The sequence below is a fragment of the Bartonella sp. B10 genome (assembly GCF_053794435.1).
Genome location: NZ_CP200030.1, coordinates 1,334,094 through 1,357,414 on the forward strand (window position 1 = coordinate 1,334,094; position 23,321 = coordinate 1,357,414).

Consider the following 23,321-nt stretch of genomic DNA (forward strand, 5'->3'; position numbering starts at 1 on the left):
TCTTTTGTGTTTAAAAAGTTATTTGATGTAAATATGGATCTTGTTTTACACGCAATTACAAGTGTTTTTTTGTTCTTGGTACTTACTTATAGGGGCTCTTTAATCCAATTTATCGTTTGATTATATGGTTATGAATAATGTCTTAAGTATCCTTTCGTAGTTTTATCATATTAGCTTTTATGCTCAAAAAGGTGCAAGACGACTTGGGTGTACTCTTTTTCCACCTGATTAAATAAATATCATTTGTAATTTTTATTTCAACAAAGAACTCGCTCTACGATATCGTAGGTGAGGTTTTGGATAAGTCGTGTGTAATTACAATAAGTTATGATTGATGGGATTGGAAGGTTTTTATTTATGACACAACGGACGATTACATTAATAGCAGGTCCTACTGCTAGCGGTAAGTCGGCATTGGCATTAAAAATTGCTCAAGAAAAAAACGCTGTTATCATTAACACCGATTCTATGCAAATCTATGATACATTAAATATTTTAACAGCGCGGCCAACAAGAAAAGATACTGCGATTATTCCGCATTACCTTTATGGTTATGTGAATCCTTCTCTTCACTATTCTGTAGGACAGTGGTTACGTGATGTTGATAAGATTTTGAGTACATTAACTTCGAAATCATTTATTTTTGTCGGTGGAACAGGGCTTTATTTTCGTGCCCTTTTGGAAGGAATTTCTGAAATTCCTCATGTTCCAGATATTATACGGCAAAAATGGAGACTTCAGCTTAATGAAGAGGGAGCGGAAAGTCTTTATCAACGGTTATTGCAGGTTGATATTTGTCTCTCTGAAAAAATTTCTTCACAAGACGGTCAACGCATTGTACGTGCCTTGGAAGTCTATGAAGCAACTGGTAAAAGATTAAGTTGGTGGCAAAAGAAAAAAACAACGCCATTGGTTAGACAAGATTGTGCAGAGAAAATTCTTCTTATTCCACCACGTCAATTGCTTTATGAACGTATTAATACTCGGTTTAATGATATGGTTAAGAAAGGGGCTTTAGAAGAAGTGATTGCCATGAAAAAGCTCATGCTTTCTCCTTTACTGCCAGCAATGAAAGCTATTGGTGTGCGCGAATTAATGGCTCATTTAGATGGATATAAAAGTTTTGATGATGCTCTTGAAGAAGCAAAAATAAAAACGAGGAGATATGCGAAAAGGCAAATGACATGGTTTCGTAATCAATTTGATAAGAAGTGGACAATCATTTCTTCAGAATATTTTGAGATGGTTCAAAATGAAGAAAGCGTTTTGAATGGAAAATTTTAAGAAAGGTAGTTTTTGATTGACGAAAGGCATTGATAGAATTAGTCTTTTGTAAGAGATATCCCTATCATTAGGGTATCAAAGTGGGGAGGGGATGTTGTGCGGTATATATTTTCGCGTGTAATAGGCTCCTTTAGGAGCCTTTTTTATTGTGCTGTAAAATGGATGAGTAGAAAAAATGACAGATCATCAAGAAACAAAAGATAGTGCAGATGGGAAAATAATGTCGGGGGCTGAAATAGTTATTCAAGCTCTTATTGATCAAGGGGTTGAACATATTTTTGGTTATCCAGGTGGTGCTGTTCTTCCTATTTTTGATGTTATTTATCAACAAGATTTAATTCAACATATTTTGGTTCGCCATGAACAAGCAGCAGGTCATGCTGCAGAAGGCTATGCACGGAGCACAGGACAAGTAGGTGTTATGCTTGTAACTTCTGGGCCTGGCGCAACTAATGCTGTGACACCTCTGCAAGATGCATTGATGGATTCTATTCCTATCATTTGTATCTCTGGTCAGGTACCAACAATTGCGATTGGAACAAAAGCTTTTCAAGAAGCTAATACGGTTAGTATTACAAAGCCCTGTACCAAACACAATTATTTAGTTGAAGATGTAAATGATCTTTCGATGATTATTCATGAAGCTTTCGACATTGCTCAATCAGGATGTCCGGGGCCTGTTTTTATTGATATTCCTAAGGATATTCAATTTGCATCAGGTGTTTATAAAGCTCCTAAAATATCAAAATTTATGCGTTCTTATCCACAGCCCAAAAAGGATGATATTAAAGCTATTGACTGCGTTGTTTCTTTATTGGCTGAAGCAAAGCAGCCCGTTATTTATTCTGGTGGTGGTGTTATTTCATCAGGATCTGAAGCTGTGCAGCTTTTGCGTGATTTTGTTCAGTTAGGAGATTTTCCAATTACTTCAACATTAATGGGGTTGGGTGCTTATCCAGCATCTAACAAAAATTGGCTTGGAATGCTTGGAATGCATGGAACTTATGAAGCTAATATGGCAATGCATGATTGTGATGTTATGCTGGCCATTGGCGCACGATTTGATGATCGCATCACTGGGCGGATTGATGCATTTGCTCCTCATGCACGCATTATCCACATTGATATTGATCCTTCGTCTATCAATAAAATTGTAAAAGCAGAGATCCCACTTATTGGTGATGTGGCTTATATTTTACGCAATATAATACAACGTTTGCATATGTATAAATCAACGTTCAAGAGTGAAAATCTTGATGCATGGTGGATGCAAATTAACCGCTGGAGAGCTCGTAATTCATTAGCGTATGCTGAGAAAAAAGATGTTATTATGCCGCAATACGCTCTTGAACGACTTTACATCCTCACTAGGGATGCGAGCGCTTATATCACAACTGATGTTGGGCAACATCAGATGTGGGCTGCACAATATTATCACTTTGATGAACCAAGACATTGGATGACTTCTGGTGGACTTGGGACTATGGGGTATGGTTTACCAGCTGCTATTGGTGTTCAAATAGCACATCCTAGTGCACTTGTTTTGTGTATTTCTGGTGATGCTTCAATTCAGATGAATATTCAAGAACTTGCAACAGCAATGCAGCATAATTTACCTGTGAAAGTTTTTATTCTAAATAATCAGTATATGGGCATGGTTCGACAATGGCAGCAATTGTTGCATGGTAATCGTCTTTCCCATTCTTATACGGAGTCAATGCCCAATTTTGTGAAATTAGCGGAAGCTTATGGAGCGGTTGGTATCTATTGTTCAAAACCAGATGAATTGGACAGCAAAATTAAAGAAATGATTAGCTGTGATAAGCCAGTTCTCTTTGATTGTCGTGTTGAGAATTTAGAAAATTGTTTTCCAATGATCCCTTCTGGGTGTGCGCATAATAATATGCTGTTGCCGGATGAAGCTAATGATGAAGCAATTGCTAATGCTGTTCCTGCGGAAGGACAATTTTTTGTATAAGGGATGTATAATTATGATTATACAGATTTATAGTTTTATTTTAGCTACTTTTTTTTCGTAAAATAGTTGAATAAAAGTTCATATGTGAGTTTTTTAGGCTGTTGTGTATATTCATTATAGGGTAAAATGTTTCTTGTTTAGCAAAAATAAGACGTGATCAAGATGGTTGATAAAAATTTTGTATTAGCTAGTAAGTTTTATAGATTATTGACGTATTTTTTACGACAGTCATTAATTTGATAATTGATGGTTGTGCTGTGAAAGTATTTTGGTACTTTTATCTAAGAAATCCCGAGGGGCAAATGTTTTTTTATGTTTGTGCTTTTCATTCGAATCTTATTTTGATGAACTATGCAGTTTTCACTAGAACAGAATAATGCATTAAAGGCTGTTTCTGCTTGGTTGAAGGATAGGCGTTCTCCTATTTTTCGTCTTTTTGGCTATGCAGGAACGGGGAAGACAACGCTTGCTCGCTATTTTGCTGAAACGGTTGATGGATCTGTCCAGTTTGCTGCTTTTACTGGTAAAGCAGCTCAGGTTTTACGGTCTAAAGGTGCAAGCAATGCTTGTACTATTCATTCCTTGATTTATCGTCCGCGTGGGGAAGAAGAAATTTCTGATGAAGTAACAGGGAAAAAATCTATTGCGCCGACATTTGTGTTGAATAAGAAAAGTTCTGCTGCACAAGCGAAGCTCATTATTATCGATGAGTGTTCAATGGTAGATGAGCAGTTAGCACGTGATTTAATGAGCTTTCGAACCCCAATTCTTGTTCTTGGTGATCCTGGTCAGTTGCCTCCTATATCGGGATGTGGTTTTTTTTCTAATGGTACGCCAGATTTTCTTCTTTCAGAAATTCATAGACAAGCTCGTGATAATCCAATTGTTCGTTTAGCTATGGATGTACGTAAAGGACGAGATATTGCTTATGGCGATTATGGGGTGGCGCGCGTTATAAAACGTCAAGAAGTAGATCAACAATTGGTTTTAAATGCTGATCAGCTCTTAGTAGGGGTTAATCGAACACGTTCCCTGTATAATAAACGTTTGCGTGAGTTAAGGGGATTTACAACGGATTATCCACAAGCAGGAGATAAGCTTGTGTGTTTACGCAATGATCCCACTAAAGGTTTTTTGAATGGATCTTTGTGGGAAGTGATAACTTCTAAAACAGGAACTGTTAAACCGATTATTAATCTTCTCGTTAAGCCAGAAGAAAATGAGCGTGGGATTGCAAAGATTAAGCTTTTAAAAGCAGTGTTTGAGAATTCTAATAATGAAGTTTCATGGCAGTTAAAAAAAAGATATGATGATTTTGATTATGGATATGCATTAACTGTTCATAAAGCGCAAGGCTCACAATGGGATAATGTGGTTTTATTTGATGAAAGTTTTGCATTTCGTGAAATATATGCACGCTGGCTTTATACTGGAATTACACGTGCAGCTAAGAGTTTAACAATTATTCGATAAAGAAAAGTATTTTTATTGTCTATGATGAGGCAGAAAATATATAAAAATGGGAGTGTATATGGCAGTAAAACTTTCAGTCAATCTTAATGCTATTGCTGTTTTACGTAATCGACGTAATCTTCCTTGGCCAAATATCAAAAACATTGGATATATAGCTCTTAGATCTGGTGCAAAAGGACTAACAGTTCACCCGAGAGCGGATGAAAGACATATTCGTTTTTCTGATTTACCTGATATATATGATTTAATTCAAAGTACATTTCCCACTGCAGAGTTTAATATTGAAGGTTATCCAAGCGATAAATTTTTGGATTTTGCAGAAAAGTATGCTGATCAGATTACTCTTGTTCCTGATGATCCAGATCAGTTAACTTCGGATCATGGTTGGGATTTTGTGCAAAATGCAGAATTTTTATTCCCCATCATCCAGCGTTTAAAAGAAAAAAAAATTCGTGTGTCATTATTTGCTGATCCTGTTGTAGACGGTCTTGAGATTGCCAAAGCGATTGGTGCTGATCGTGTAGAGTTCTACACCGGTCTTTACGGTGGTAGTTTTCACGATAAAATAAAACAAGATTACGAGTTAAATAAACTTATTTTGGCAGCAAAAACAGCTAAAAAACTACAATTGGGTATTAATGCAGGTCATGATTTAACGATCACTAATCTTCCTGCTCTTGTTAATGAGATTCCTTGGCTTAATGAAGTTTCCATCGGTCACGGACTTATTGCTGATGCACTAGAATATGGCATGCATGATACTGTTCAGAGGTTCATTCAGTTATTATCGTAATTTTTTCTAATTCTATCCCAAAAGGACAATTTTACAATATCGAAGTAAATATCATCGCTGTGCTGTTAGTTATGAGGATCTTTGGTTGAGATTTTCTCGTATAATCTTTACATGGATATAAAAATAAGATTTTGAAAGTGTTTTTAATAAAAAAATTTATAAGGTTACATAAATGATATTTTTTATGAGAGAAATAAAATTAATTTTTTGTATTGAAGTATAAAAAACTGTTATGTTCATTTTATAATTTTTCTTGCTATCTGCTTCAATTTGGTTCACGTTCAACCGTATCGTGTATTTTAAATTTAATAATACAATGGTTTTCTATATAAAGATAGTATATATTATATTTTTATAAGTATTGTACTGTATAATTTGTTATTTTTTTATATTAATTTTAATAATAAATATATTTATGGAGGGTATAATATACAATATATTATTTTTTAATATTGTTTAAATTTCTTCATTTTTTATAAAATATTATTAATATTATGAAAGTAACTTAATAATAGTTTTAAATTTTTATTAAATAAAAAATATAAAGCTTTTTATCTATAAATATAAGGAAGTGTTTTTATGCGTGTTTATTATGATTGTGATGCGAATATTAATTTGATTAAAGAAAAAAAAGTAGCCATTGTTGGTTATGGTTCACAGGGGCGTGCACATGCCTTAAATTTAAAAGACTCAGGTGTTCAAAATATGCAAATTGCTTTGCGCTCAGGATCAGAAACAGCTAAAAAGGCTATCGCAGATGGTTTTGAAGTTGTTAGTGTCGCTGAAGCAGCAAAATGGGCAGATCTTATTATGATGGCAACACCTGATGAATTACAGGCCGATATTTATAAAGACCATATTCATGATCATTTATGTGATGGAGCAGCGATTGCTTTTGCGCATGGTTTAAATATTCATTTTGGTTTAATTGAAGTTAAAAAAACAGTTGATGTTGTGATGATTGCTCCTAAAGGTCCAGGTCATACAGTTCGCAATGAATATCGGCATGGTGGTGGTGTTCCTTGCTTAATTGCGATTGCCCAAGATGCTTCTGGTAATGCTCATGATATAGCATTGTCTTATGCTTGTGGCCTTGGTGGTGGACGTGCTGGGATCATTGAAACCACTTTTAAAGAAGAGTGTGAAACAGATCTTTTTGGTGAACAAGCTGTTCTTTGTGGTGGGCTTGTTGAGCTGATTCGTGCGGGTTTTGAGACATTGACAGAAGCAGGTTACGCACCAGAAATGGCTTATTTCGAGTGTTTACATGAAGTTAAACTTATTGTAGATCTCATTTATGAAGGTGGTATTGCTAATATGAATTATTCAATTTCTAATACTGCTGAATGGGGTGAATACATGTCTGGTCCTCGTGTTATTACTGACAAAACTAAAGCAGAAATGGGGCGTATTTTAAAAGACATTCAGACAGGCAAGTTTACGTCAAATTGGATTCAAGAATATAAGGCTGGTGCTGCCCGTTTTAAAAGTATGCGCAAGTTAAGTGACAATCATCCTATTGAAGAGGTTGGTAAAAAACTTCGCATGATGATGCCTTGGATTGCATCTAATGCCTTAGTTGATAAAGAACGCAACTAAATTCTTGGATTATATATAGAGATTATCTTATTATATAAAAAAGACAACTTTTGTTGTCTTTTTTAATATTATTTTTACGTAATTCTATTTTTCAACTTTAATAAGGCTCTTTTTTTTAGAGAAATAATACGTGATTCCTAAAAAAGTGAACCATAATGGAGAGTACTTTAAAGTTATCAAAGTATCAGCATCTAGTGTTAATAAAACGATGATGAAAGCAAAGAAGACTAAAATAGCACAGCACATGAAAATTCCTCCAGGCATTTTATAGATAGATGCTGCGTGCTGTATGGGACGATTACGACGATAAATAATATAGCTAATCACAATTGTTGACCATACGAATATAGATAAAATTACTGACATGGTGGTCACAACAGTAAAAGCACTTATGAGGGTAGGAGATAGTGATACGATCGTATATCCTAATAAAATGCATAAGCAAGAAAAGAATAGTGCATTGGCTGGAACATGGTTATTGGAAAGTTTTCCAAAAAAGTTGGGAGCTCCTCGTTGAGCTGCAAGCCCATATACTATTCGGCTTGTAGAAAAAATACCACTATTTGCAGAAGATGCGGCTGATGTGAGAACAACAAAATTTACTAAACCAGCAGCTATTGGAATACCGGCAAGTAAAAACATTGAAACAAAAGGGCTTTTTTCTGGAATAATCTGATTCCAAGGTGTAACTGACATAATCACGACAAGAGAAGATATATAAAATAGCACAATACGGATGGGGATTGAGTTAATCGCTTTTGGCAAAACCTTCTCGGGTTCTTTTACTTCGGCTGCAGCTGTTCCAGCGAGCTCAATTCCAACAAAGGCAAAAATGGCAATTTGAAATCCGGTAAAAAATCCTTTAATTCCTTTAGGGAAGATATTGCCATCATTCCATACGTTATTAAGAGAAGCAACAGTACCGTTTGGAGAAGTAAAGCCGTTAAATATCATAAAAAATCCTACGGCAACTAATGAGAAAATTGCTATAATTTTGATGAGGCCAAACCAAAACTCAAGTTCACCGAACAGTTTTACGGCTAAGAGGTTGAATATTAAAAAGAAAGCAATGCAGGTAAAAACAATAATCCATGGATTAAGCGTAGGCCACCATAAGTGTGTATAACTAATGATTGCAATAATATCCGCGATTCCAGCTACAACCCAACATAATCCATAGCTCCAACCAACAAAAAAACCAGCTCCTGGTCCTATAAGATCAGTTGAAAAATCGATAAAAGATCGGTATTGTAGGTTAGATAGCAGTAACTCCCCATAGCACGCATCACAAAATAGAGAAAACAGCTAATAATGGCATAAACCAATATAATTGATGGACCAGCTGCACTAATTGTTTTTCCTGATCCCATAAAAAGACCTGTTCCAATTGCACCACTTATGGCAATAAGTTGTACATGGCGTGTATCCAATGCACGACGTAATTTTTTATGACCGTTTCTATATAAATTTTGTTTTGAATCCATTTTTTGAGGTTCCCTTTATTATTTTAAGATTAAAATTACGCTAAAAAAAAAGGTAATCCTCCACATGGAAGCATGATATGAGTGAGTCGTAAAGAAGAAAAATGTTTTTAACAGCTTCGTAATTTAAAATGTATTACAGAAAAAGATAAGAGAGATAATTGATACAAGATTGTGTAACGTATGTGATTAATAGAATTATATCATGAAAATTTTGGTATGGGGTTTTAAGTTGTAGTTTATATATGCAAACCGACAGATATTAGATGATCGGGCTCATGATAACTGTTGTAATACTTGTAAATACTACCGAATTTTGTGGATAGTGGTCAGGTTGCTTAAGAATTATAATGGGTTAAATCTAAACAATAACGGGGAAAGTTTTTAAATTCTCATATAGATTTTCTGGATATATTTGAAGATTTTGTGGGGCACTACAGCCGTTGAGATTTGCGTTTTTAAAGACCTCAATGTTTTTTTGTTACATGTGCAACAGTAGGGGTTTTGGGTTCCATGGTTAATATTGTTAGGAGTATGTAAGCGCAAATAACTTTAATATTCATGAAGAGTTGTAGACAGTTATTCCTCTTGTGTATAAAATATTTATAGAAAATTTTATTCCTACTAATACAAAACTTAGAAATTAAAAATGGGTATTGTTGTATTAAGGGAATAGTCTTAGGGAATGATGGTCCTTTGATTATTTTAGAAAGTATTTACGTAGGGAAAGTGTATTTTTTGCTGAAATAATTTAGAAAAATAAAGTATAATTATTATACTTATTTTTATAAAATCAGAATACATACGTGATAATTTATTTATTGAATTTTTACATCTAAAATCGCAAAAATTGCAATTTTTCGGTAAAAAGGGTTGAAGGCTTTGGAAAGTCTTTGAAAGCCCAGAAACCAGCTTTAAAAGCCGTGTAGTAGAGCCTGTTTTTGCTAACGCCTATCACAAATGGGCAAAGTATGTGAAGGATTTGTTTTTACAAAAGATAAGAAAGGTGCAGCGTGTAATTTTGTGGATATTTTCTTACCATGCTTTAAGGCTTTTGTTTGCGCTACGAGAGCGTTTTATCTGTGGGATGAGGTTGTGAGTGAAGATGGATTATTGTTGTTGCAAGGGGATGAAGTTTTGTTAACAGAGATTTCATGGCTCCAGTTTGAGAGCCAATTCGGGTCTTGCCCAATATAGTTTTCTTTTGTTTCGTGGATTAAGCGTTGTCCTGCTTGAATTTATTATGCCTGATCAAAAAAAGCTTGGTGAAGTCGGTTATGGGATTAAAGTGTATGCATCCCTTTATTATGGTAAAGGTAGGAGAAAAACCCTTTCATGAAGTTTTTTATCAGTGTCTTTTAATGGCAACAATCATTGATCACGTAGGTAATGAATCAGATAGTTTTGAGGCAGAATTTGATGATGTAAGCTATGATTTAGAGCTCCTCCACAGCAAAAGCGTGCTCCAAGTCATTTTTGGCTACAAGGGAAGTATCAGTGTTATTGTTGATCAGTTATCAGTTCAGGAGGCAATGAAGGAGAAATTTTGCGTCTTTGTGGTAAGAGCGCTTCTATGCGTGAGGAAATTAAGGAACAAAGCAGTGAACATTTTGACAGCAAAACAATCAGGGAGATTGTTGAAACCTTAGCCAAGCAGCACGGTTATCAGGCAAAAGTAAGCCAAGGTTTCTACGAAAAATCTTTACCCTATATTGTTCGCACCGAGCAGTTGGCTGTTGATTTTTTGACGCGCTTTGCTGATCGGATGCAAGCGCGTTTTTTGATCAAAGACACTAAGTTTTTTTAAGCGGTGACAATTTACCGGTATTGGGAATCGATCAGAATGCTTGTTCAAATTGTGCATTTACGCTTAAGCTTCGCAGCCAATACGGCACCATTAAAGCTTTTTACTTTGATCGCGCTTAAGAGCAACAAAGAGAGGTTAAGCATTGAACAGGTTTTGATGGTTCCACGCGTCGTTTGCGTCATTGTTATAGCTGCTGAAGAAAAGAAAATAATCTGCATTCAAGAGGATTTGAAGATTCTTGAAAGGTTTTTGAAGACCCTGTTATTTCCCCTTAAAAGCACTTTGGAAAAAATAAATTGGTGCAAAACGAGGTGGCAAGCTACAACAGGAAAGCCATATTTAGTAAGAAAAAAATATCGCACAATGGCTCCCCGGGCCGGATTCGAACCAGCGACCAACCGGTTAACAGCCGGTTGCTCTACCACTGAGCTACCGGGGAACAGTGCTCAATCATTCAATTAAAAGGGCTATAGCAAAGCAATATCGATTTGCAAAGGGTAAAATTGCTTTTTTTGAAAAAAATGTTACAAGTTATACTAAGATGAGAGAAAAAAAGATTAGAGAAGATTTCTATGTCTTGACGTATGCGTTGCCTTCCCTTATTGACAATTCTATGTTTCTTTATGAGGCCTCGTGGCAGAATGGTTACGCAGAGGACTGCAAATCCTTGTATCTCGGTTCGATTCCGGGCGAGGCCTCCATCATATTTTAATAAAAATGGTTTTTAAGGGTTAATATCCTTGAGTAGTCTGTGTTCTTCTTTGTATGAATACCTTTATATGAAAATGGCAAAGTTATAATCTAATTGTTGACTGTTGCATGCTTTTTTGCAATACCCCGTTTAAGAATTTTAGGCCACAGCTATCGTAGTTTTGGCATAATTCTTTTTTATGTAGGAAAATAAGGTTAGCTATGGTTGTAGATTTTGCAGAACTTCGCCGCAAAATGGTTGACAATCAGATTCGTACAGTGAATGTAACGGATTTAACGGTTCTTAAAGCATTTTTAACGGTACCTCGTGAAGATTTTATACCAGAAAGTCATAAAGTTTTAAGTTATCTTGATTCCGATATTGTTGTGCATCCAGCCCAAAATGGAATGCCTGCACGCTACTTGATGGGTCCCGCACCTTTAGCAAAGTTACTACAACTTGCGGCTGTAAAACCATCAGATATTGTTTTAGATATCGGTGCAAATAGCGGTTATTGTGCGGCATTACTTTCAAAACTTGCAAGATCTGTTATTGCTTTGGAAGGTAATAAAGATCTTTCTGAACAAGCAGTAAAGAATTTAGGGCGTAATCGGTGTGACAACGTGGTAGTAATTCATGGTGCATTAGAACAGGGATGTGTCGTTGAGGGGCCTTATGATGTTATTTTTATTGAGGGTTCTGTTGATTTTGTTCCTGAAGAGCTCTTTGAACAAATGAAAGATAGTGGACGTCTTGTTGTTGTTGAAGGATGTGGTAATTCAGGTGTTGCACGAGTTTATGTGAAAGAGGATGGGGTTATTTCTGTGCGTCGTGCTTTTAATCTTGCTATAAAATGTATTCCTGATTTTTTAAGAATTCCTGATTTTGTATTTTAGCACTTGTTTTATTTATAGATGCAAGATAGTTTTGAAAGGTCTGTTAGGAGATTTCTGGTTATCGTTGTGTGTATTGTATCAAAAATAAGCAAGAAATTTCAGGTACATGTGTTACTGGTGTCGATTTTTATTATATCGAGATCAGTTTGTGCTGAGACGTTGATGGATGCTTTCACTAAAGCTTATACACACAATATTAAGTTGAATAGTGAGCGTGCATCTGTACGTATATCAAGTGATGATGTGGCTATTGCGCGTTCTGGATTATTACCACATATCGAAGGATTTGGAAGCTATGAGCGAAACAAATCTATCACAGGTCTTTATAGTAATGCTGGATCCATAGGAATTAGATTAAATCAAAGATTGTTTGACGGTTTTACAACGCAAAATATGTTTTATTCATCTCGTGTTAAATTGCAAGCACAACATGAGTATCTTCGTAATGCTGAGCAAAATATGTTTTTAGACACTGTAACAGCATATGCTAATGTGTATCAGGCGCGTCGTATTGCCGATTTACGTAAAGAGAATTTAGCTGCTCTTGAAGAGCAGGTTCGTTCGAATAAAGCAAAACTTGATATAGGAGAAAGGGGGCGCATTGATTTTTCTCAGGCACAAGCCGCACGTTCCTTGGCTATTTCAGAACTTAGTCTTGCATATGCTGATGTAAAATCTGCAGAAGCAATTTATAGACAAGTTGTTGGGTCTTATCCTCAAGAATTACATCATCCACCAATGGCAAAAGATTTACCAGAAAATCTTGATGTGGCGTATCAAATTAGCGTTATTATGCATCCAGCAATTCTTTATGCGAAACATTTAGTTGATGCTAGTTTTTATAATGTAAAGGCAAAAGAAGGAACGTTGCTCCCTAAAATTGATTTTTCTGCAGCGGTATCTTATAATCAGATTTATAGTGGACTTAAAGAAAGCGGTGTCTCTAAGTCAATTGGGCTGGCGATTAGTGTTCCAATTTTTGAAGGTGGTCGCACATCTGCGCAAATTCGTCAGTCGAAAGAACTGTTTGAGCAGGCTCATCTCCAGCTTGATTTAGCTCGTAGCAATATAAGGCAGGCGCTTACTTCTGCTTGGTTCCAGTTAGAGGGCGCACGTGCATCTGTAATTGCTTATCGTGAAAGTGTTCGTGCTGCTGAAATTGCCCTTAAAGGCCGTATCCAAGAAAACGAGGTAGGGAGAGCAACAACATTGGATGTTTTAAATTCTCGGACTCAGTTGATTAATGCTCAAATTGCGCTTACAGCAGCGGAGCGCAATGCTGTTATTGCGAGTTATGGTGTTCAATCTTCTATCGGGAAATTGACTGCAAATTATTTAGGATTAAAAACTATTAAATACGTTCAATAAAAGAATAAAAATAGTTCTTTAATTTGATTAAATAATTGATCTTTGAAAAAGATGGGCATGTTAGAAAATATAACAGATGGATGTTATATTATAAACAAAGAAATCTGCGTACAGTGTCATTTTTGTGTGTAGCACCATTTTCATGACAAAGAGGCATGTTGATCTTATAATTCTTTTGCTTACACTAAATATAGTGATTCTGTTTGTTGTTGCGTCTTTGAGAGGTTTTTAAGTATGGTACAGAGTTCAAGCGTATTACGTGAGCCAAGTATGGATGAAATTTTGACATCTATTCGTGAAATAATCGAGGAGAATGCGGTTCAGTCTGATCGTTTTTCAAATGAAGATACTGTTGTGAATGATTCTGTAGATCATTTAGCAGTATCGTCCGAGGGTGCTTACGATACATCTTTATCGGTTGATGATGCAATGAGGGCTTTGGCTGATCGTATTGGTCTCTCTCCTGAGAGTCAGGATTTTTCTATGACGCAGGTAGAAGAAGATAAAGAAGTAAAAAATAGTACGGTTGGTATGGATATGCAAAAGATAAAACTTTCTTCTGAAGAACAGCGTTCTTTTCATAAAGCAAATGAATATAGTGGTAAAGAGTTTGTATCGCAGCCGCAAAATACGGCTGCTGGTCATGTGGAATTGTCTCCTTACTGTGTTTCTTTTGCAGATAAAGTTGCAAGAGATGTGTTGCGTCCTGCTATAGCAGAATGGCTACAGTGTAAATTGCCTACTTTAATTGAAGATATTTTGCGTGAAGAGATAGTAAAGGTAATTAAAAAATTGCCTTAATAATTTTTTCCACTCTGTTTATGGATGTTTCATTCTCAATTTTTTGGGGTCTTTTGTAGATAGGTATGGTTTGCGGGTAGTGTGATCATATTTTAGATTACACAGTTTGCTTTCGGTAGCGTTGTTGAGTGAGTGAATGAAAATGTTAGAAAAAAACTATGACGCTGCTTCCATAGAGCAACGGGTTGCAAAGAGATGGGAAGATCGTGGTGTTTTTAAGGCGGGAATGGGTTCAAAAATAGATGCAGAACCTTTTTGTGTTATGCTTCCCCCTCCGAATGTTACAGGCTCTCTTCATATGGGGCATGCATTAAATACGACAATTCAAGATATTGTTGTTCGATTTCAGAGGATGCGCGGTAAGAATGTATTATGGCAGCCTGGTATGGATCATGCAGGAATTGCAACCCAAATGGTTGTTGAGCGCCAATTGGCAGAACGTAAAGAGCCAACGCGTCAAGAAATGGGAAGAGATAAGTTTGTTGAACGGATTTGGGCATGGCGTAATGAAACTGGTGGAGTTATCAGCAACCAATTACGGCGTTTAGGTGTCTCATGCGATTGGTCACGTGAGCGATTTACAATGGATGAAGGTTTATCTCAGGCTGTTCACGAAGTTTTTGTAACACTTTATAAACAAGGGCTGATATATAAGGATAAGCGCTTGGTAAATTGGGATCCAAAATTGTTAACAGCTATTTCGGATCTTGAAGTTGAGCAAAAAGAAATCAAAGGTCATTTGTGGCACTTTAGGTATCCGCTTGAAGGTAAAGTTTTTGATCCAGATGATGCTACAACTTTTATAACAGTGGCAACGACACGGCCAGAGACGATGCTAGGTGATACTGGAGTTGCAGTCAATCCTAAAGATGATCGCTATAAAAATCTTATAGGTCAGAATGTTATTTTGCCGCTTGTTGGCCGTAAATTACCGATTGTTGGTGATACATATGCTGATCCCGAAGAAGGAAGTGGTGCTGTAAAAATCACACCAGCACATGATTTTAATGATTTTGAAGTAGGGCAACGTAACAACCTGCGTTTTATAAATATTTTTACACAAAAAGCTGAGATTTTTTTGCGTGAGAATGAAGCATTTTTTGATGGATTGATTCTATCGGATGAATTAAAAATATTGGTGGAAAATTTAGATCGATCTGATCGTTTTTTTGCACGTAATAGAATTGTTTCTTTGATGGAAAAGGGGGGGTATTTAGCAACTGTTGATGATCACACCCACACTGTTCCTCATGGTGATCGGAGTGGAGTTCCTATAGAACCATTTTTAACAGATCAATGGTATGTTAATGCTATGGAATTAGCTAAGCCAGCAATAGAGGCTGTTCAGCAGGGGAAAATGAAATTTGTTCCAGATAGTTGGAAAAAGACTTATTTCAATTGGATGCAAAATATCCAACCTTGGTGTATTTCTCGCCAATTGTGGTGGGGGCACCAAATCCCAGCTTGGTACGGTCCTGATGGTACGATTTTTGTTGAAAAAAGTGAAAAAGAAGCTGTAGATGCAGCTGTATCTCATTATGGTGAGGTGGTGGAGTTAGTCCGTGATCATGATGTTTTAGATACTTGGTTTTCATCAGCTCTTTGGCCATTTTCAACGCTAGGTTGGCCAAATAAAACAGCTGAGTTAGCAACGTATTATCCAACATCTTTGTCTGTTACTGGGTTTGATATTATCTTTTTCTGGGTTGCTCGTATGATGATGATGGGACTTCACTTTATGAATGAAGTTCCTTTCCCTACTGTTTATGTGCATGCTCTTGTACGAGATAAGAATGGTGCAAAGATGTCAAAGTCTAAGGCAAATGTTATTGATCCATTGGAACTCATTGATCAATATAGCGCAGACGCGCTCCGTTTTACTTTGGCTATTATGGCTGCACAAGGTCGTGATGTAAAATTGGATCTTTCACGTATCGCAGGATATCGTAATTTTGCTACAAAATTGTGGAACGCTGCTAGATTTGCGCAGATAAATGGCGTTAGACATGATTCAAATTTTAATCCAGAACAGGCAAATTTTGCGCTTAATCGTTGGATTTTAACTGAATTGTCTAAAACTGTTTTAGCAGTGACTACCGGTATTGAAAATTACAGGTTTAATGATTCTGCTAGTGCGCTTTATCGTTTCATTTGGAACATATTATGTGATTGGTATCTTGAGCTTCTAAAACCTGTGTTTCAAGGTTCAGATGAAAATGCTAAAAAAGAGTCTCAGGCGTGTGCTGCTTGGGTTTTTGATGAAGTTTATAAGTTGCTTCATCCTTTTATGCCTCATATAACAGAGGAGTTGTGGTTTCTCACAGAAACGCAAAGTGTAAAACGTGAAGATGTTTTGGCATTGATGCAATGGCCGCAGATAACGTTTTCAGATGAAGAAGCTGCTTCTGATATTAATTGGTTGATTGATGTTATTACTGGGATTCGTTCTGTACGCTCTGAGATGAATATTCCAGCGGGTGCACTGGCGCCTCTTATTATCGTGGATGCAGATAGTGCGGCAAGAGAGCGTGTACAACGTTATGATGTTATTCTTAAAAGGTTGGCACGTGTAGAAACAATACATTTTGCTGATAAAGTTCCCTCTGTATCAGTACAAATGGTTTTAGGAGAAGTGATTTTTTGTTTGCCATTGGGTGGGTTGATTGATTTAGAAGCTGAATGTGCTCGTTTGATGAAAAACATCAATAAAATCGAACAAGATATTGAAAAAATATCAGTTAAATTAAATAATCCAAAATTTATAGCAAATGCAAATCCAAAAATTATTGAGGATGAGCGCAATCGGATTCTGGAATTGCATGCTGCAAAGAAAAAAGTATCCGCCGCTTTAGAGAAGCTACTTTAGTTATAGTTCTGTATTCTATTATTTTTTGCAGATGTTAACGTTTTGTTTTATTTGGTATTTTTATAGTTTTCATTTAAATACCTATTTTACTAAATTACGATATTTGAAATATTCTCTTTGTATAGGGATATTTCAGATATTTATAGTAAAGTTGTCATATATGTTTGGATTAAAAATAAGATAAGTAGGGAAAATTTTAGCTTATAAATAAGTTTATAGGGTGTAGGGAGAAATTGTTATTGTTGTTCTTGGATGGTCTATATCTATTACTTTTGTGATAGATATAGATAAAAGATTATTGAGAGATTATTTAATTTTTTGAGACGTGGAGTGTCTGTATTCATACAATGTGGGTTGTATTGGTACAGGTTTAGAATTTTTGTATTTTTAGTTCTTCACTTAAATTTTTAAGTTGCATAACAGGGTATTGCTAAATCACTTATAAAATTTGATTCTTTCTATGCGTTTAGTCTTTATGTGTAGCTTGCAATGAATTATAAAAATCTAAAAATTCGGTACTAATTAAAAAAATATTTTTTAATTTAAGGGAAAGCAGTAATTTTTAGCAGATGGTAGTATGATTGTTTTGATTTTTAGAAAAAAGTAAATCTTGCTGACATCTAGATATTATAACAACGTTGTTATGTTTAATCATGCAATATAAATTGTTGTGCTAATCATAATGTAAACGATTAACGGCTAAGAATTTTAGATAAAAATTCTTGCACACGTGGTGTTCTGGCTTGTGGATCAGAGAAGAAATCTTTTGATACACAATCTTCAATAATTCTCCCTTGATCCATAAAGATAACACGTTCTGATACTTTTTGAGCAAATCCCATTTCATGGGTCACACAGATCATAGTCATACCTTCCTCTGCTAATCCGATCATAACATCTAGTACTTCACCTACCATTTCAGGATCTAAAGCGGATGTTGGTTCATCAAAAAGCATAACAAGTGGATTCATAGTTAAAGCGCGTGCTATAGCTACACGCTGTTGTTGTCCTCCAGAAAGTTCACCAGGGTATTTATTTCTATGTTCAATAAGACCAACCCGTTCAAGATATAATAAACCTTGTTCAAGTGCTTCTTTTTTACTGCGCTTTAAGACTTTGATTTGTGCAATTGTTAAATTCTCTGTTACGGATAAATGTGGAAAAAGCTCAAAATGTTGAAAAACCATTCCTACATTGCTGCGTAATTTAGATAGGTTTGTACGTTTTGAATGAACTGGTATTCCATCAATCCAAATTTCACCTTTTTGGAAAGGTACCAAAGCATTAATGGTTTTTATAAAGGTTGATTTTCCTGAACCTGATGGTCCACAAACGACAACAACCTCTCCCTTACTGATATTGGTCGTACAATTTTTAAGAATATTGACTTCGCCATACCAATTGGAAACATTTTTTATTTCAATCATATGAGTAGACATTTTTTTCCTGCTATCGAATGATGGATATTTTTTTCTGTAAATATAAAACTATTTGCGATAGTGTAAAACAAATAACAAAATAGAAAATGGCTGCCAAGATATAGGCTTCTTGCTTAACGCCAAAATTGTTAGCGAGAATGTCAAAACCGTTCAAAAGACTATTTCCACTGATTGCATAAACGAGAGTTGTATCCTGAAACAGGATAATAACCTGTGTTAAAAAGACTGGCAGCATATCTCTAAAAGCTTGTGGAAGGATTATAATGTACATATTTTGCCAATATGTCATCCCAAGAGCTTGTCCTGCATATTTTTGTCCTTGCGAAACTGAATTTATTCCAGCACGCATAATTTCTGCAAAATAAGCTGCTTCAAACGCTGTAAATGTAATCAATGCTGATTTATTAGCGCCGATTGATGTACCGATCAAGAAAGGTAAAAGAACAAAAAACCATAAAATAACCATAACAAGTGGTATTGAACGCATAGCAGTTATATAAATTATTGCAAATGAAGAAAGCAGTTTCATGGAAGAAAGCCGCATCATCGTCAATAGTGTGCCAAAAATAAGTCCAAATACCGTTGCAAAAAGAGTTAGAAAAATACTAAAGAGTAGACCTGAAAGAATGTAAGAACAGAATACATCAAAAGTAAAAAATGAAAAATCAAAGCTTGAAAAATTGAAAGGGAAATAAAATCCAAACTGAGATCTTATGAAATCTATCATATTCAACGTCCCTCTGTTTGAAAATTAGGAATTTTAATCGCTTTCTCAATGATTGTCATAATGGTGAATACACACAAAGCTATCAAAATATAAAGAATCGTAACAAGAAAGTAGTTTTCATAAACATGGCTTACTTCTTCGATTGTTTGATATTGAAACTGCATTAGCTCATTTATTGAAACGGCGAATGCGACAGATGAATTTTTTATGATCCCCATTGCTTCTGAAGTAAGTGGCGGCATGATTGTCCGTATAGCACGTGGCAATACGATATAGCAATAACTTTGATAAGTTGTAAATCCCATTGCCATAGCTGCATAACGCTGTCCGGAAGGAATGGATTCAATACCTGAGCGAATCTGTTCTGCGATACGTGCAGATGTAAAGAATCCCAAAGCACATGCTACTAATAAAACAGGAGAAAAATTTATTGCGGGTGGATAAATCTTAGGTACAACAAAGTACCATAAAAATACCTGTACAAGTAGAGGGATATTACGCATAATTTCCACCCATATTCCACCGATAATGCGAAGTAGGTAAAAAATTACGGAAGTGTTTGGTAAAGTACGCATTGTACCTATAATAATACCCCAAAATACAGCCAAAATTAGAGAAGAGATAGATAATATAACTGTATTTTTTAAACTATCGAGTAGTGTATCTAAATAAGTATGGTTGACACCAAGAGTTCCAAAACACCCAGCTACTAATGTGTGGTTAAGATCATCTATACAAAGGAAAGAAAAGTCCATTAATTGATATTTCCTAAATTGTTTCATCCTCAAAAAGCAATAAAGCAGCCATATTCACATATGCTGAATTTATAAAAAAATGAACCCTAAAATAGCTACACTCTTTTTTAAAAAGGTGTAGCTATCTTTTTTATATTTTATAAATTATTTTCTGCATACTCTTCGCGGGGCTTATTGTTTGGATGCTCCCAAGCGTATCGCGTTAACTTAGATAAAGGGAGGTTAATAATGGCATTTGCAGGAGGAATCGGTTCCATAAACCATTTATTGTAAAGTTTCTGAAGTGATTTGTCTTTTATTTTGCGTACGATGCTATCGTTGATTGCTTGTTCAAAATTTTTATCGTCTAATCGGAGCATACAAGCTATCGGTTCAACTGAAAGTACGGTATCAAGAATAACATAGTCTGATGGATTTTTTGATTTAGCAATGAGTCCTGCAAGAATTGAAGCATCCATGACAAATGCATCTGCGCGACCAGACTCTAACAGTAAGAAGCTATCTGCGTGATCTTTTCCTTTGACAACTGTAAAGTTAATGTTTTTTGCGCGTTCATTTTTACGGATAAGCTGCACAGACGTTGTACCGGTAGTGGTTGCAATTGTTTTTCCTTTTAAATCATATATGGATTTAATATTAGAGTTTTTCTTTACAGCAATTCGAACTTCTTCGACGTAAGTCGTGTAAGCAAATGCTGCTTCTTTGCTGCGAGCAGTATCATTGGTAGTTGAGCCACATTCAAAATCATAAGTGTTATTTTTTAGGAGAGGGATTCTATTTTGTGATGTGATGGGAAGGTAATGAATTTCGATTGGCTTATCAATTTTTTTTGAGATATCGGCAATAATTTGCTCTGCCATTTCTGTATGAAAACCTACATACTTATTATTACCAAGAGCATAAGCTAGTCCTGATGATTCGCGAACACCGAGAGTAATTTTCCCCGTTTTTTTAATTTTCTCAAGGGTATCATTTTCAGCTTTCGCGATACCCGTTATTCCAATGATAACCATTGTAATAAAGATTAATAGCGATTGTTTCATTTCTTCCTCCATGCATGTGCAACTTCACATTTTTGTCTTTTTGTCGCTTATGATATACTGTCGTGTGTAGTGCAACACATTTATTATTTTCTGTGAGATATTTTTGTTATCTAAGTGAAAAAGTGTTGTATTTTAGACAGTGTTTTATTTTGTTGATTAAAATTAAGATAGATCCAAACGGGGGTATGATCTGATGGTTTCTGATATCCTCTTACTTCTGTTTGACTATAAGCGCAGGTAAGTTTGTCTGTAGCCTCTGGTGATAACAGCAAATGATCTATACGAACGCCGTTATTTTTTTCCCATGCACCAGCTTGAAAATCCCAAAAGCTGAATGACGGAGTATCTGTGACATTCCGGATAGCATCATAAAAACCTAAATGAACAATGCGTTGGAATATTTGTCTTGTTTGTTGGAGAAATAATGCGTCATTATGCCACTGTTGAGGATTTTTAGCATCCAAAGCGGTGGGAATGACATTATAATCACCAGCTAAAACAGTGGGTTCTTCGTATGAAAGTAACAATTTTGCATGTATATACAATCTTTCCATCCATTCCATTTTATAAGAGAATTTTTCGCTATTCACAGGATTGCCATTTGGAAGGTAAAGGGATACTACGCGGATAACCCCTTTATTCATCGAATAAATTGCTTCGATGTAGCGTGTTTGTTTATCATCATCATTTCCTGGTAATGTGCGGATAACTTCATCAGGTGTTTTTTTAGAAAGAATTGCAACGCCGTTGAAGCTTTTTTGTCCGTGCATTGCTATATGATAGCCTAAACTTTCAATTTCATATCGAGGAAAGTCTTCGTCTGTAGTTTTAGTTTCTTGTAAACAAATTATATCGGGTTGATTTTTCTGTAGCCACTTACATAATGTTTCATGTCGTGCTTTTATGCCAGCGATATTCCACGTTGCTATTTTCATGGTATCCATCTTTTATTAAATATCAATGCGCAGTAAGAAAGATTGCTGCATTATTACTGTGTCAAAGTGTTTTCAATTATGGTGTAGCTATTTGCTATAGTAGTAGAGGGATATTACTACGAAAATCTAATTTATCAAGAACTCCTATTAAAGGCTAAATTTACAATGTTACTATGATTGGTTTATTTTTATAAACTTTCTTGTGTTTAGTCCTTGACGAATGTATGTGTTCTCGCTATTAAAAGCCATCGCAGCTGATGTTGGTAATAATTGGTAGTGAGTTTTCCAGTAGTTATTTTAGACAGAGGTTGTTTTAGGAAGTTAAAAGCAAATGCCAGTGCAAGAGGCTCTTGCCTTCTCTGCTTTAGTCGGGTAGCTGTTTTAGCAGTTATGCCCGATTTTGTGTGTGAGCTTAGATGTTTATTCTGATTGTGTTAGAGTAAATGAAACAGAAAAGAAGCCCAAATTGGGTGAGGCGATTGTAGATTAAGAAAAAGGAAGGTTGCATGCCTACCGTAAATCAATTGATTCGAAAGCCGCGTGTTTTACCGGTTAAGCGCAATAAGGTTCCTGCTCTTCAGGCGAATCCGCAGAAGCGTGGTGTTTGTACTCGTGTTTATACAACGACTCCAAAGAAACCGAATTCCGCTCTTCGTAAAGTTGCTAAGGTGCGTTTAACGAATGGATTTGAGGTAATTGGTTATATTCCTGGAGAAGGACATAATCTTCAAGAGCACTCTGTTGTTATGATTCGTGGTGGTCGTGTAAAAGATTTACCGGGGGTTCGTTATCACATTATTCGTGGTTTGCTTGATACACAGGGTGTTAAGAATCGTAAGCAGCGTCGTTCAAAATATGGCGCAAAACGTCCAAAATAATATTGAAAGACAGAATCAATGTCCCGTCGTCATAGAGCAGAAAAGCGTGAAATTAATCCAGATCCTAAGTTTGGGGATTTAGTTATTACAAAATTCATGAATGCCATTATGTTTGATGGCAAAAAATCAGTTGCTGAGCGTATTGTATATCGTGCGCTTGATGTTGTGGGGAGTAAGGTGAAGTCAGATCCTGTGGCTTTGTTTCATCAGGCGTTGGAAAATGTTGCTCCTCATATTGAGGTTAGGTCGCGTCGTGTTGGTGGTGCTACTTATCAGGTTCCGATAGAAGTTCGTCCTGATCGTCGGCAAGCTCTCGCTATTCGCTGGTTGATAGCGGCGGCGCGTGGTCGTAGTGAGACGACAATGATTGATCGTCTTTCTTGTGAGTTGATGGATGCTGCTAATAATCGCGGTTCTGCAGTAAAGAAGCGTGAGGATGTTCATCGTATGGCTGAGGCTAATCGTGCATTTTCTCATTATCGCTGGTAGTATGTTTAAAGAAGACTG

17 protein-coding genes, 2 tRNA genes and 2 pseudogenes are annotated in these 23,321 nt (G+C 35.9%); 14 read left to right on the top strand and 7 right to left on the bottom strand.

Annotation, left to right across the window (positions count from 1 at the left end; all coding sequences use genetic code 11):
- Positions 1–357 precede the first annotated feature (357 nt).
- The 5 genes from miaA to ilvC all read left to right on the top strand — a co-directional run bounded on the left by miaA (position 358) and on the right by ilvC (position 7,127).
- Complete coding sequence (gene miaA / locus V3565_RS05625) at positions 358–1,284, top strand: tRNA (adenosine(37)-N6)-dimethylallyltransferase MiaA (RefSeq protein ID WP_455478205.1); 927 nt, start codon at positions 358–360, stop codon at positions 1,282–1,284.
- Positions 1,285–1,459: 175 nt separating this feature from the next.
- Entirely contained in the window at positions 1,460–3,262 is a 1,803-nt protein-coding gene (locus V3565_RS05630) for an acetolactate synthase 3 large subunit (protein WP_455478206.1), read from the top strand.
- Between the two features lie 351 nt (positions 3,263–3,613).
- Positions 3,614–4,735 (top strand): ATP-dependent DNA helicase, encoded by a 1,122-nt coding sequence (locus V3565_RS05635; RefSeq protein WP_455478207.1) that lies wholly within the window; start codon positions 3,614–3,616, stop codon positions 4,733–4,735.
- A gap of 58 nt (positions 4,736–4,793) precedes the next feature.
- On the top strand, positions 4,794–5,528 hold the full coding sequence (locus V3565_RS05640) for a pyridoxine 5'-phosphate synthase (RefSeq protein WP_455478208.1): 735 nt from the start codon (positions 4,794–4,796) through the stop codon (positions 5,526–5,528).
- 579 nt (positions 5,529–6,107) lie between these two features.
- Positions 6,108–7,127 (top strand): ketol-acid reductoisomerase, encoded by a 1,020-nt coding sequence (gene ilvC, locus V3565_RS05645; protein WP_455478209.1) that lies wholly within the window; start codon positions 6,108–6,110, stop codon positions 7,125–7,127.
- A gap of 84 nt (positions 7,128–7,211) precedes the next feature.
- On the opposite strand, the pseudogene V3565_RS05650 reads toward ilvC, so the two are convergent.
- Positions 7,212–8,611 (bottom strand): annotated as a pseudogene (locus V3565_RS05650) (amino acid permease).
- 957 nt (positions 8,612–9,568) lie between these two features.
- On the opposite strand from V3565_RS05650, the gene V3565_RS05655 reads away from it, so the two are divergent.
- Together V3565_RS05655 and V3565_RS05660 are read left to right on the top strand one after the other, a co-directional pair.
- Positions 9,569–9,805 carry a hypothetical protein gene (locus V3565_RS05655; RefSeq protein ID WP_455478910.1) on the top strand — a complete coding sequence of 79 codons (237 nt, stop codon included), beginning with the start codon at positions 9,569–9,571 and terminating at the stop codon, positions 9,803–9,805.
- Positions 9,806–9,885: 80 nt separating this feature from the next.
- Positions 9,886–10,558 (top strand): annotated as a pseudogene (locus tag V3565_RS05660) (late control protein); the annotation flags it as partial.
- Positions 10,559–10,779: 221 nt separating this feature from the next.
- On the opposite strand, the gene V3565_RS05665 reads toward V3565_RS05660, so the two are convergent.
- A tRNA-Asn gene (locus V3565_RS05665) sits at positions 10,780–10,854 on the bottom strand.
- A gap of 188 nt (positions 10,855–11,042) precedes the next feature.
- On the opposite strand from V3565_RS05665, the gene V3565_RS05670 reads away from it, so the two are divergent.
- The 5 genes from V3565_RS05670 (at position 11,043) to V3565_RS05690 (ending at position 17,037) form a co-directional block, all read left to right on the top strand.
- Positions 11,043–11,116: transfer RNA gene (locus V3565_RS05670), tRNA-Cys, on the top strand.
- Between the two features lie 211 nt (positions 11,117–11,327).
- The gene (locus V3565_RS05675; RefSeq protein ID WP_455478210.1) at positions 11,328–12,002 is read left to right on the top strand and encodes a protein-L-isoaspartate O-methyltransferase family protein; all 675 of its coding nucleotides are present in this window, start codon (positions 11,328–11,330) and stop codon (positions 12,000–12,002) included.
- A gap of 18 nt (positions 12,003–12,020) precedes the next feature.
- Complete coding sequence (locus tag V3565_RS05680) at positions 12,021–13,370, top strand: TolC family outer membrane protein (protein ID WP_455478211.1); 1,350 nt, start codon at positions 12,021–12,023, stop codon at positions 13,368–13,370.
- Positions 13,371–13,604: 234 nt separating this feature from the next.
- A complete protein-coding gene (locus V3565_RS05685) occupies positions 13,605–14,171 on the top strand; it encodes a DUF2497 domain-containing protein (protein WP_455478212.1) in 567 nt (188 codons plus the stop codon).
- A gap of 142 nt (positions 14,172–14,313) precedes the next feature.
- A complete protein-coding gene (locus V3565_RS05690; RefSeq protein WP_455478876.1) occupies positions 14,314–17,037 on the top strand; it encodes a valine--tRNA ligase in 2,724 nt (907 codons plus the stop codon).
- A gap of 692 nt (positions 17,038–17,729) precedes the next feature.
- On the opposite strand, the gene V3565_RS05695 is transcribed toward V3565_RS05690, so the two are convergent.
- The 5 genes from V3565_RS05695 to xth all read right to left on the bottom strand — a co-directional run bounded on the left by V3565_RS05695 (position 17,730) and on the right by xth (position 21,936).
- The gene (locus V3565_RS05695) at positions 17,730–18,476 is read right to left on the bottom strand and encodes an amino acid ABC transporter ATP-binding protein (RefSeq protein WP_455478213.1); all 747 of its coding nucleotides are present in this window, start codon (positions 18,474–18,476) and stop codon (positions 17,730–17,732) included.
- A gap of 10 nt (positions 18,477–18,486) precedes the next feature.
- On the bottom strand, positions 18,487–19,203 hold the full coding sequence (locus tag V3565_RS05700; RefSeq protein WP_455478214.1) for an amino acid ABC transporter permease: 717 nt from the start codon (positions 19,201–19,203) through the stop codon (positions 18,487–18,489).
- 2 nt (positions 19,204–19,205) lie between these two features.
- Entirely contained in the window at positions 19,206–19,958 is a 753-nt protein-coding gene (locus tag V3565_RS05705) for an amino acid ABC transporter permease (protein ID WP_455478215.1), read from the bottom strand.
- A gap of 137 nt (positions 19,959–20,095) precedes the next feature.
- Positions 20,096–21,001 (bottom strand): transporter substrate-binding domain-containing protein, encoded by a 906-nt coding sequence (locus V3565_RS05710; protein ID WP_455478216.1) that lies wholly within the window; start codon positions 20,999–21,001, stop codon positions 20,096–20,098.
- A gap of 110 nt (positions 21,002–21,111) precedes the next feature.
- Positions 21,112–21,936, bottom strand: a complete 825-nt coding sequence (gene xth, locus V3565_RS05715) for an exodeoxyribonuclease III (RefSeq protein WP_455478217.1) — start codon at positions 21,934–21,936, stop codon at positions 21,112–21,114.
- A 506-nt stretch (positions 21,937–22,442) separates the two neighbouring features.
- On the opposite strand from xth, the gene rpsL reads away from it, so the two are divergent.
- The gene (gene rpsL / locus V3565_RS05720; protein ID WP_455478218.1) at positions 22,443–22,814 is read left to right on the top strand and encodes a 30S ribosomal protein S12; all 372 of its coding nucleotides are present in this window, start codon (positions 22,443–22,445) and stop codon (positions 22,812–22,814) included.
- Positions 22,815–22,832: 18 nt separating this feature from the next.
- Positions 22,833–23,303, top strand: coding sequence for a 30S ribosomal protein S7 (gene rpsG, locus V3565_RS05725; RefSeq protein ID WP_455478219.1), 471 nt, complete (start codon positions 22,833–22,835; stop codon positions 23,301–23,303).
- Positions 23,304–23,321: the final 18 nt, after the last annotated feature.